Raw genomic sequence first — 10721 nt, forward strand, 5'->3', positions numbered from 1 at the left:
GCGAAGAAGGCTCCGGCGGCCTGGTAGATCGCCCTCTCGGCCGGCGTCTTGCCGCGCGTCTGCATCTGGCGCGCGAGCTTGGCCGCGAAGCGGCGATCCTGTCGATTGGTCATGCCGCGCTCCTGAATAGCTCTCGGTCCGTCCCGGCTCGTTAGCATCCGGCGCGCGGCGAAGCACCCCCGGGGGGCCGTCATCAAAGCGCCGGCAAGACCGGGTCCCGTCGACAGGCCAACACACGCTCAAGGACCGTCCGCCATGCGTTACCTCGCCCCCGCCCTCCTTCTCGCTCTCGCGACCGTCACGGGCGGCGCGGCGCACGCGTCGAGCGATGACGCCTGGGCGGCGTTCGACGCACGCGTCGCCAAGGCCTGCCGCGAGGCGAGCGGCTTCCAGCATGCCCGCACATCGGCGATCGTCGGCTTCGACGACCGGGTCGGCCGCGTCGCCATGCTGGTCGGCGACCGCGCCGGCAAGATGCCGCCGAAGCTCTGCCTCTACGACAAGCGCGCTCAAAAAGCCTATGTCGACGAGGCGGCGGGCTGGAGCGCGCCGATGACCGGGCGCTGATCTGAGCGGGTTCGGCAGACAGGGAGAGGCGATCCCATGGCACGACGCATCGATCATCTCGTCGTCGGCGTCCGCGATCTCGACGCCGCGGCCGCGTTCTACGCGCGGCTGGGCTTCGAGGTCGGCGCCCGCAACCGCCACCCCTGGGGCACCGAGAACCAGCTGATCCAGTTCGGTACCTCGTTTCTCGAACTCATAACGGTGGGCGACGATCCGGCCGCGATTCCGGCGCACGCGCCCCGCCGCTTCAGCTTCGGCGCCTTCGTGCGCGACTCGCTAGAGAGGCGAGACGGCATCTCGATGCTGGTGCTCGACAGCCAGGATGCCGCGGCCGACGCCGAGCGCTTCCGCGCGGCCGGCATCGGCGATTTCGAGCCGTTCTTCTTCCGGCGGCACGGCCGGCGGCCGGACGGCTGGAAGATCGAGGTGGCCTTCACGCTCGCCTTTGCCGCAGATGCGGCCGCACCCGAAGCCGGCTTCTTCGTCTGCCAGCAGCACCGGCCGGAGAACTTCTGGGACGCCGCGTTCCAGCGCCACCCGAACGGCGCCCGCGACATCGCGGCGGTGACGCTCGAAGCGCCCGACCCCGCCGCGCATCTCGGCTTCCTCCGGGCCTTTGCCGGCGTCGCCGAGGCGGCGGGCGACGGTTCGGATGTTCCGCTCGACGGCGGGCGCCTCGAGCTCGTGACCGGCCCTGCGCCCACGCGCTTCACGGGCTTTGCCGTGCGCGTCCCCGACCTCGCTTCGCTGGCGGCGCGACTGCGGTCCGAGGGGATCGCGTTCGATCTGGGAGGCAGCCAGCTTCTCGTGACAGCCGACACCGCGTTCGGGACGGCGATCCGCTTCGAGACCGCCTGACGCCGGTCAGGCGAGGTCGATCGCCGCGCCGCCGATCCAGACGCCCTTGAGGGCGAGTTCGTCGTCGATCCACACCATGTCGGCGCGCGCGCCGGCGCGAAGGTGGCCGTGCGTCGTCTCGAGCCCCAGGAACTCGGCCGCATGGGTCGAGCAGAGGCGGAGCGCCGTTTCGAGATCGAAGCCGAGCTCGCGCACGAGATACTGCAGCGCGCCGATCATCGAGAGATCGGAGCCGGCGAGCGTCCCGTCGGCGAGCGTCAGCCGCCCGTTCTCGCGCCGTGCCTCGCGCCCGTTGAGGGTGAAGACGTCCTCGTCCGATCCGACGGTCGGCATCGCGTCGGTGATGGCGATGAGCTTGCGCGGGTTTCGCTTGGCGCGGAGCGCCGCGCCGAGGGTCGCGGGATGGACGTGGTGCCCGTCCGGGATGAAGCCGCACCAGACGTCCGGCGAATCGAGCGCCGCACCGACGAGGCCCGGCTCGCGGTTGCCGAGCTGGCTCATGGCGTTGAAGAGGTGGGTGATGCAGCTCGCCCCCGCCGCGATCGCCCCGTTCGCGGTCTCGTAGCTGGTAGCGGTGTGGCCGAGCGAGACGCGGATACCGGCGGCGGCGAGCGCCGCGATCTGCGCGTCCGACACGCTTTCCGGCGCCACCGTCAGGAGGAACGGGCGCACGGCCGCCTCGCAGAGCGCGCGAAGGTCGGCATCCTCCATCCGCCGGATCAGCGCCGGGTCGTGCGCGCCCTTGCGCGCGACCGACAGGAACGGGCCCTCGACATGAATGCCGGCGCAGCCGGGCACGCCCGCCGCCATCGCCGCCTCGACGGCCGCGATCGCGGCGAAGGTCACCTCGGGGCGGTCGGTGATCACGGTCGGCAGGAGTGCGGTCGAGCCGGTTCGGGCGTGCGCGGCCGCGATCGCCCGGATGCCCTCGACGGTCGGCGCCTCGTTGAAGAGGACGCCACCGCCGCCGTTCACCTGGATGTCGATGAGGCCGGGCGCGAGGAGCCCGCCAGGCAGGCGCCGGGTCTCGACGCCGGCGCCGATCTCGCCTTCGGGCACCAGCGCCTCGACGCGCCCCTCCGAGACGACCAGCGCGTGGCCGCTCCGGCGCGTCTCGCCGTCGAAGATGTCGGCACCGATGAAGGCGTTCGTCATCACAGCGTCTCCGTCACCTTCTTCAGCCCGCGCGGCACGTCGGGATCGAGGCCCCGCGCGCGCGCCACGCTCTCGACGAACCGGTAGAAGGAGACGAGCATCGACAGGGGCTCGGTCAAGGGGTGGCCAGTCGCCGCGTGCGGCAGGCGGGTGCCCACCCCGGCGTCGCCGACGGTGAACAGGGCGGCACCCGAGCCCGCGACGCGCTGGCAGATCTCGACGAGGCCGCCGCGCGCGGCATCCGCCGGCACGAAGGCGAGGACCGGGAAGCCCTCCTCGACCAGCGACACGGGGCCGTGCAGGACCTCGGCCCCGGAATAGGCCTCGGCGTGAAGCATCGAGGTCTCCTTGAGCTTCAGCGCCGATTCGCTGGCGACCGCAAAGCCCGGTCCCCGGCCGAGCACGTAGAGCGAACGCGCGTCGGCCACGGTGCCGAGCGCCGCCGACCAGTCCGCCGACAGCGCCTCGGCGAGCCGGTCCGGCAGGGCGTCGATCGCGGCGCCCAGCGCCTCGTCGCCGCTCCAGGCGGCGAGCACGGCGAGCGCGGCGACCACCGAGGTGACGAAACTCTTGGTGGCGGCGACGCTCCGCTCCGGCCCCGCCTTCAGCGGCAGCTGCCAGTGCGCGACATCCAGGAGCGGCGAGCCCTCGACATTGCCGATCGCGACCGTCTCCGCGCCGCCTTCGCGCGCCGCCTTAAGGAGCGCGACGATGTCGGGGCTGCGGCCGGACTGTGAGATGGCGAGCGCGGCCTGACCGGCGAGCTGGAGCCGCGAGCCGTAGACCGAGACGACGGAGGGCCCGAGCGAGGCGACGGGGCGGCCGGTGAGGATCTCGCAGGCATACTTGAAATAGGTCGCCGCATGGTCGGACGAGCCGCGCGCGACGGTGACGGTCACGGCCGGCGACAGGTCGGCGAGACGCCGGCCGATCTCGGCGACGGCCGGCTTCGAGGTGTCGAGGAAGCGGCGCACGGCGTCCGGGATTTCGGCGATCTCGCGCGCCATCAGGCTGGCTTCGGTCATGACGTTCCTTGTCCGGACAGGCTGAGTTCGGCGACGAAGTCGTAGGCGTCGCCGCGATATTGCGACTGGGTGAACTCCACCGGGCGCCCTTCCTCGTCGAAGGACACGCGGGTGATCGACAGGGCCGCCGTTCCGGGCGCGACGGCAAGAAGGGCGGCCTCGTCGGCGTCGAGATTGGCGGCGGTGATCCGCTGCAGCGCGCGCACGGGATGGCGGCCGGCCGCGCGCATGGCGGCATAGAGCGAGGTCTCGACCAGCGCCGGGTCCGGCAGGATGGTCGCGGGCACGCAGGCGCGCTCGATGGCGAGCGGCGTGCCGTCGGCGCGGCGCAGGCGGTGGATGCGGCAGACGAGATCGCCGGGCGACAGGGCGAGCTGCATGGCCTCGGCCGGCGTCACGCGCTCCAGCGCGCGCAGGAGCCAGTCGGACGTGGTGCGCCGGCCGCGCGTCGCCATGTCGGCGGAGAACGAGGTGAGGTGCGACAGGCCCTGCTGCAGCTTGTGGTGGCCGCCCGACACGAAGGTGCCCGAGCCCTGCCTTTGTTCGACAACCCCTTCGCCGACGAGCCCCGTCAGCGCCTTGCGCACCGTCACACGTGAAACGCCGAAGCTTTCCGCGAGATCGCGCTCGGACGGCAGGGCGTCGGCGGCTTTCAAATCGCCCGCCTCGACGGCGTTGCGGATGAGGGCCTGGAGCCGGAGGTATAGCGGCCCCTCGCCCGCCGGCAGGGCGCCGGCCTTCAGGAACGCGCTCATGATGGCCCGCCTGCGGCGCGGTGGACTTCGCGCGCGAGATCGATGCCGCCCTCCATCGCGTCGCCGGCCGGCTCGACCACGAGAGCGGCCAGATCGGGCGACAGGCGCGGTCGGTAGCGTGGCGCCTGTCCACCGAGGAGGGCCAGCGCCGGGCTTCCGAGTTCCAGCATCCGGCGCAGCATCGGCTCGATATCAATGAGCGCGGCGGAGACCAGTCGGTCGGCGGTGGGATCGCCGTGCTCGGCATGGTCCCAGACAAGAGGCGCCAGCGTGCCGAAGTCGCGCGGCAACGCGATGCGGGCGAACTCGACGATCGCCCCGGCGGAGCCATCGAACCGATCGAGGACCGCCGCGCAGAACGGCGTGCGGGGCCGGGCGCCGTCGAGCGCCATCAGCGCCTCGGCCAGCGCCCGACGGCCGAGATCGGCGCCGCTGCCCTGGTCGGAGACGAGCATGCCCCAACCGCCGAGCAGCCGCAGCGCGCCGCGGGCCCGCACGCAATAGGCGGTGCCGGTTCCCAGGATCGCGATGCCGCCCTCGCCGCCCGCAAAGGCGCCGCGGCAGGCGGTGACGGCGTCGGTCTCGAGGCCGACGGCGGCAAAGGGCAGGCGGCGCTCGTGGAACGCCTCGGCGACCGAGGGGACATTGGCCCCGGCGAGCCCGAGGCCGGCATGGCATCGGGCGAGGTCGGCGGTACCGAGCCCGCCCTGTTCCAGCGCCCGCTCCGTGGTGGCGACGATGGTGGCGAGCGCGGCGTCGAGGCCGGCGAAGACGTTGGCGGTGCCGCCCTGCGCCTCGCCGACCAGCGTTCCGTCCAGGTCGCGGACGCGCACGCGGCAGTTCGTCCCGCCGCCGTCGACACCCACGAGCAACCCGTCGGCCATGCGATCTCCGCAAAAACCAAAACAATACCAATCGAGCTATACGGGAAGAACGGGACCCCCGCCAGCCCCTTTCGCAAGAACGATCCGATGCGGCCGGACCCATCCGAATCCCGCATTTTCGGGATATTGGAGGTCCGGCCTGCCCGCTTTGTTCGCAACTGCGAAAAGCGTCACAAAATCTTGCAGCGGTGCGCTGGACAAATGGTTTTACGTTGGTACGATCCCGCCGACAAAAGACAGGGAGGGGTCGGCGCACGCCGAACCCGTGATTCGAAGGGCAGGACGCGGGCGTGATCCATCGGGATCGCGACACTTTCGTCGTGTCCGCTCGAGGAACGGCGACCGGCGGGACGACCCCTCTCCTCAACCCCCAGCGTCCCGACTGCGGACGCTTCGGCTAGACGAGGAGAGTGCGACCTTGGCGACCGGTCTTCGCCGCACCGAACAGCGTCATCCTGAATCCCTCGGGCTCGACGCGCGGTCCTCGCAGGAGGTGCTGGCCCGTCTTCTCGACGGACAGGTGCGGGCGCTCGCCAGCGTCGACGCGGCGCTGCCGGCGATCGCCGAGGCCGTGTCGCTGGCGGCCGATGCGCTCGATCGCGGCGGGCGCCTCGTCTATCTCGCGGCCGGCAGCCCGGCGCTGATCGCGCTCGCGGATGCCTTGGAAATTCCCCAGACCTACGGCGAGCCGGCCGAACGCTTCGCCGCGATCCTTGCCGGCGGGCTCGACATCGTCAGCGACTTCACCGGCGGGCCGGAGGACGATGCGGAGACCGGGCGGCGCGATGTGAAGGATGCCGGCATCGGCCCTCGCGACTGCGTCCTCGCCGTCTCGGCCAGCGGCTCGACGCCGTTCGTCGTCGCGGGTCTCCAGGCCGCGCGGGAGGCCGGCGCGACAACGGTCGCCGTCGCCAACAATGCCGGCGCGCCGATCTTCGGCTTCGCCGACGTCGCGATCCTTCTCGACACGGGGCCGGAAGTCGTCGCCGGCTCGACGCGCATGGGCGCCGGCACCGCGCAGAAGGCGGTCCTCAACATGATCTCGACGGCGCTCGCCGTGCGCCGCGGCCATGTCCACGACGGCCACATGGTGAGCCTTCGCGCCGACAACGCCAAGCTCCTGGAGCGGGCCGCGCGCATGGTGGCGGACGCGGCCGACACCAGTCCCGAGACCGCCGCCGCCGCGCTGCGGGAGACCGGCGGCGAGGTGAAGCCCGCCGTGCTTCTCGCAGCCGGCGCCCCCGACCTTTCCGACGCGCGGGCGCGCCTTGCCCGCACGAAGGGCCACCTGCGCCGGGCGCTCGAAGAGCTCGGCCGATAACAAGACGCCCGATGCGTTCGGGCATGCAACAGGAGACGGGCATGACGACGACCATCCTCAAAGCCTCGGTGGCCCTGGCGGCGCTCGCCGCCCTCTCGGGTTCGGCCCTGGCGCAGACGACGCTTACCATCGAGAGCTGGCGCAACGATGACCTCGCCACCTGGCAGGAAAAGATCATCCCCGCCTTCGAGGCGCAGCACCCCGACATCAAGGTGACCTTCGCGCCGACCGCGCCGACCGAGTACAACTCGGCACTCGCCGCCAAGCTCGATGCCGGCTCGGCCGGCGACCTCGTCGCCTGCCGCCCGTTCGACGCCTCGCTCGGCCTCTACCAGAAGAAGCAGCTCGCCGACCTCACCAAGCTGCCCGGCATGGAGAACTTCACGCCGGCCGCCCGCACCGCCTGGTCGACCGACGACGGCTCGCAGACCTTCTGCGTGCCGATGGCGGCCGTCCTCCACGGCTTCATGTACAACAAGAAGGCCTTCGAGGAGCTCGGTGTCCAGCCGCCAAAGACCGAGGCCGAGTTCTTCGCCCTCCTCGACAAGATCAAGGAGAACGGCACCTACGTGCCGCTGGCCATGGGCACCAAGGACCAGTGGGAAGCCGCGACCATGGGCTACCAGAACATCGGCCCAAACTACTGGAAGGGCGAGGAAGGCCGGAAAGCCCTGATCGCCGGCACCCAGAAGCTGACCGACGCGGACTGGGTGAAGCCCTTCGAGACGCTCGCCAAGTGGGGCCCCTACATGGGCGACGGCTTCCAGGCGCAGACCTATCCCGACAGCCAGAACCTCTTCACGCTCGGCCGCGCGGCGATCTACCCCGCCGGCTCGTGGGAGATCGCGACCTTCGAAGCGCAGGCCGACTTTGAGATCGGCGCCTTCCTGCCGCCGGTCCAGAACGCCGGCGATACCTGCTACGTCTCGGATCACCCGGACATCGCGCTCGGCCTCAACGCCGCCTCCAAGAACGCCGAGGCCGCCAAGACCTTCCTGACCTGGGTCGCCAGCCCCGAGTTCGCGACGATCTACGCCAACGCCGCGCCGGGCTTCTTCCCGCTGATCGACAAGCCGGTGACGCTCGAGAACGCGCTCGCCAAGGAGATCGTCGGCTGGCGGAACACGTGCCAGTCCTCGATCCGCTCGACCTACCAGATCCTGTCGCGCGGCACGCCGAACCTCGAGAACGAGACCTGGACGGCGTCGGCCAACGTGATCAACGGCACCGAGACGCCGGCGCAGGCCGCCGAGAAGCTGCAGAAGGGCCTCGACAGCTGGTACAAGCCGGCCGCCGCGAAGTAAGCGCGCGAACCCAAGCCGGGGGGCGGCGTCCGCGCCGCCTCCCCTCCTTCCCGACCGGCCAGCCTTGAGGCGCCCCCGATGACGCAAGACCCCGAGGCGCCGATCCCCAAGGCGCGCCCGCGCTGGCACATCGCCGTGTTCCTCGCGCCCGCGCTTCTCGTCTACACCGTGGTCATGCTCGTGCCGCTGATGCAGACGCTGCTCCTGGCGCTCGAGAACGTGCGCGACGGAAACCGCGTCTTCGTCGGGCTCGACAACTTCCGCACCCTCTTCGGCGACCCGCGGTTCTCTGAAGGGTTCTGGAACGCGCTGCGCAACAACGTCTATTTCTTCGTCCTTCACATGCTGATCCAGAACCCGATCGGCATCGCGCTGGCCGCCCTCCTGTCGGTGCCGCGCCTGCGCGGCGTCGCGCTCTACCGCACGGCGCTCTTCCTGCCGACCATCCTGTCCTTCGTGATCGTCGGCTTCCTGTGGAAGCTCCTCCTCTCGCCGCTCTGGGGCGTCGCGCCGAACCTTCTCGGCTCGATCGGCCTGAAGTCACTCTTCGCGCCTTGGCTCGGCCAGGAGGCCTATGCGCTGACCGCCGTCTCGCTGGTCTCGATCTGGCAGTTCGTCGGCATTCCGATGATGCTGATCTACGCCGCCCTCATCACCATCCCCGCGGAGGTGATCGAGGCCGCCGAATGCGACGGGATCACCGGCCTCAAGCAGTTCTTCAAAATCAAGCTGCCGCTGATCCTGCCGACCATCGGCCTCGTCGGCGTGCTCACGTTCGTCGGCAACTTCAACGCCTTCGACCTGATCTACGCGATGCAGGGGGCTCTCGCCGGGCCGAACTTCTCGACCGATATCCTCGGCACCTACCTCTACCGCATCTTCTTCGGCTTCCAGCTGCAGGCGGGCGACCGCTACATGGGCGCGGCGGTGGCGACGGCGATGTTCCTGATCATCCTTCTCGGCGTCTCGTTCTACCTGTTCGTCGTCCAGCGGCGCATGCGCCGCTACCAGATGTGAGGCGGCCGCCGATGACCTCGAAAGCCCCCGCCCAGCGCCTGCGCGTGTGCTTCGTCCACGCAGCGCTCCTCCTCTACTGCCTGATCTCGGTCCTGCCGGTCCTCGTGATCGTCATGAACTCGTTCAAGACGCGCCGGGCGATCTTCGCGGCCCCTTTGGAGCCGCCGCTGCCGACCACGGCGAGCCTTGCCGGCTACCGCACAGTGATCGCGCAAGGCGACTTCCTCCTCTATTTCCAGAACAGTCTGACCGTGACGATCGGCTCCCTGTTCTTCGTGCTGCTCTTCGGGGCGATGGCGGCCTTCGCGCTGTCGGAATACCGCTTCCGGCTGAACACCTTCCTCGGCCTGTTCCTCGCGCTCGGCATCATGGTGCCGATCCGCCTCGGCACGGTCGCCATCCTGCAGATGATGGTCTCGGCGGGCCTCGTGAACACCCTGACGGCGCTCGTCCTCGTCTACACCGCGCAAGGGTTGCCGCTCGCCGTCTTCATCCTCTCGGAATTCATGCGCAACGTCTCGGACGACCTGAAGAACGCCGGGCGCATCGACGGCCTGTCGGAATACCGGATCTTCTTCGTGCTCGTCCTGCCGCTCATCCGGCCGGCGCTCGCGACCGTCGCGGTCTTCACCATGATTCCGATCTGGAACGACCTCTGGTTCCCGCTCATCCTCGCGCCCGGCGAGGCGACGAAGACGGTGACGCTCGGCGCGCAGATCTTCCTCGGCCAGTTCGTCACCAACTGGGAGGCGGTGCTCGCCGCCCTGTCGCTCGCGATCCTGCCCGTCCTCGTCCTCTATCTCCTGTTCTCTCGCCAGCTCATCGCCGGCATCACCGCCGGAGCCGTGAAATGACCGCCCCGATCCGCACCTTCGTCATGGGTCTCGGCCAGATGGGCCGCAGCCATGCGCTCGCCTACCACACCGACCCCGGCTTCGAGATCGTCGGCCTCGCCAACCGCTCGCCCGTCGACCTGCCGGACGAGCTGCGCGCCTATCCGATGCTGGCCGACTTCGAGGCGGGGCTGGCGCTCAAGCCCGACCTCGTCTCGATCAACACCTACACCGACAGCCACGCCGAGCTTGCGATCCGCGCGATGGAGGCCGGCGCCCACGTCTTCGTCGAGAAGCCCCTCGCCGGCACGGTCGAGGACGCGCAAGCCGTGGTCGACGCCGCCAGGCGACTGGGCCGCAAGCTCGTCGTCGGCTACATCCTGCGCCATCACCCGTCGTGGGTGGAGTTCATCAAGCGCGCGCGCGACCTCGGGGGGCCGTACGTCTTCCGCATGAACCTCAACCAGCAGTCCGCCGGGCAGGCCTGGGAGATCCACAAGCGGCTGATGCAGTCGACCTCGCCGGTGGTGGACTGCGGCGTCCACTATCTCGACGTCATGCTGCAGATCACCGACGCCGCGCCGGTGGAAGTGCGCGGCATGGGCCTTCGGCTGTCCGACGAGATCGCCAAGACACAGGTCAACTACGGCCATCTCCAGGTGCTCTTCGCCGACGGCTCGCTCGGCTGGTACGAGGCGGGCTGGGGGCCGATGATCTCGGAGACCGCCTTCTTCGTGAAGGACGTGATGAGCCCCAGGGGCTCGGTCTCGATCGTCATGGACGAGGGCGCGAAATCGGCCGACATCGACACCCACACCAAGACCGCGCGCTTGCGCATCCACCATGCCGGGCTCGGGGCCGACGGCCTCTTCGAAAGGGACGACGAGATGGTCTCGATGGCGGGCGAGCCGGGCCATCAGGCGCTCTGCGACGCCGAGCAGCGCTTCGTCCTCGACGCCATCCGCGAAGACAGGGACCTCACCCGCCACATGGACGACGCCG

11 protein-coding genes are annotated in these 10721 nt (G+C 70.2%); 7 read left to right on the forward strand and 4 right to left on the reverse strand.

Translation table 11 applies throughout. From position 1 onward, the window contains the following. Nucleotides 1-255 precede the first annotated feature (255 nt). Nucleotides 256-567: a hypothetical protein gene (locus QZ753_RS05810; RefSeq protein WP_294641809.1), complete on the forward strand. Its 312-nt coding sequence runs from the start codon at nt 256-258 to the stop codon at nt 565-567. A 36-nt stretch (nt 568-603) separates the two neighbouring features. Continuing rightward, on the forward strand, nt 604-1425 hold the full coding sequence (locus tag QZ753_RS05815; protein WP_294641810.1) for a VOC family protein: 822 nt from the start codon (nt 604-606) through the stop codon (nt 1423-1425). 6 nt (nt 1426-1431) lie between these two features. Here QZ753_RS05815 and nagA read toward each other — a convergent pair whose 3' ends face one another. From nagA to QZ753_RS05835, 4 genes are read right to left on the reverse strand one after another with little or no spacing between them, the layout of a single operon-like run. Further along, on the reverse strand, nt 1432-2580 hold the full coding sequence (gene nagA, locus QZ753_RS05820) for an N-acetylglucosamine-6-phosphate deacetylase (protein ID WP_294641812.1): 1149 nt from the start codon (nt 2578-2580) through the stop codon (nt 1432-1434). Continuing rightward, a complete protein-coding gene (locus QZ753_RS05825) occupies nt 2580-3605 on the reverse strand; it encodes an SIS domain-containing protein (RefSeq protein WP_294641813.1) in 1026 nt (341 codons plus the stop codon). The genes nagA and QZ753_RS05825 overlap by 1 nt, the downstream gene beginning before the upstream one ends. After that, nucleotides 3602-4360 (reverse strand): GntR family transcriptional regulator, encoded by a 759-nt coding sequence (locus QZ753_RS05830; protein ID WP_294641816.1) that lies wholly within the window; start codon nt 4358-4360, stop codon nt 3602-3604. The genes QZ753_RS05825 and QZ753_RS05830 overlap by 4 nt, the downstream gene beginning before the upstream one ends. After that, the gene (locus tag QZ753_RS05835) at nt 4357-5244 is read right to left on the reverse strand and encodes a BadF/BadG/BcrA/BcrD ATPase family protein (RefSeq protein ID WP_294641818.1); all 888 of its coding nucleotides are present in this window, start codon (nt 5242-5244) and stop codon (nt 4357-4359) included. The genes QZ753_RS05830 and QZ753_RS05835 overlap by 4 nt, the downstream gene beginning before the upstream one ends. Nucleotides 5245-5662: 418 nt before the next feature. On the opposite strand from QZ753_RS05835, the gene QZ753_RS05840 reads away from it, so the two are divergent. The 5 genes from QZ753_RS05840 to QZ753_RS05860 all read left to right on the forward strand — a co-directional run. Beyond that, nucleotides 5663-6565, forward strand: a complete 903-nt coding sequence (locus QZ753_RS05840; RefSeq protein ID WP_294641819.1) for an N-acetylmuramic acid 6-phosphate etherase — start codon at nt 5663-5665, stop codon at nt 6563-6565. A gap of 41 nt (nt 6566-6606) precedes the next feature. Beyond that, on the forward strand, nt 6607-7869 hold the full coding sequence (locus QZ753_RS05845; protein ID WP_294641821.1) for an ABC transporter substrate-binding protein: 1263 nt from the start codon (nt 6607-6609) through the stop codon (nt 7867-7869). A 78-nt stretch (nt 7870-7947) separates the two neighbouring features. Continuing rightward, nucleotides 7948-8886 (forward strand): carbohydrate ABC transporter permease, encoded by a 939-nt coding sequence (locus QZ753_RS05850; protein ID WP_294641823.1) that lies wholly within the window; start codon nt 7948-7950, stop codon nt 8884-8886. Between the two features lie 11 nt (nt 8887-8897). Next, nucleotides 8898-9740, forward strand: coding sequence for a carbohydrate ABC transporter permease (locus tag QZ753_RS05855; RefSeq protein WP_294641825.1), 843 nt, complete (start codon nt 8898-8900; stop codon nt 9738-9740). After that, nucleotides 9737-10721, forward strand: a 985-nt coding sequence (locus QZ753_RS05860; protein WP_294641826.1) for a Gfo/Idh/MocA family oxidoreductase, incomplete at its 3' end; no start/stop codon positions are given. The genes QZ753_RS05855 and QZ753_RS05860, both read left to right, overlap by 4 nt.

The sequence above is a fragment of the uncultured Aureimonas sp. genome (genome assembly GCF_913775355.1).
GTDB lineage: Bacteria > Pseudomonadota > Alphaproteobacteria > Rhizobiales > Rhizobiaceae > Aureimonas.